General features: G+C 63.8%; 1 pseudogene. It reads right to left on the bottom strand.

The window, feature by feature from the left end:
• Positions 1-304 (bottom strand): annotated as a pseudogene (locus tag QSV46_RS39325) (hypothetical protein); the annotation flags it as partial.

Below are 304 nucleotides of genomic sequence, written 5' to 3'. Positions count from 1 at the left end.
CAGCAACACTGACGCCGCAACACCGGTCGCGAACAGCGCCAACGCAATGGCCGACGCCAGCCGATTGTCGCAGTGCACGACCGCGATCACCAGCAGTTCGCACAACGCCTGCAGATAAAGGCACCACCACTTGACTGGGTTCACCTCAGCCTGGCTGACAATGATGCGTTGCCTTCGTGCATCCAGCGCAGACTGGAGTGCGGAGATGATTTCGCGCTGTGCGGTCTGCTGACCTTCTCCCTGCGGCGCGATCGCCACGACGAGTTGTAAGGCCTCGACGAGCGCGGGCGGAGCGGCCCGCAGC

Origin of the sequence: Bradyrhizobium cosmicum, assembly GCF_032290525.1 — a bacterium.
GTDB classification, from domain to species: Bacteria; Pseudomonadota; Alphaproteobacteria; order Rhizobiales; family Xanthobacteraceae; genus Bradyrhizobium; species Bradyrhizobium cosmicum_A.
The sequence above is the reverse complement of the archived record's forward strand: the minus strand, read 5'-3'. Positions and strand labels throughout refer to the sequence as shown.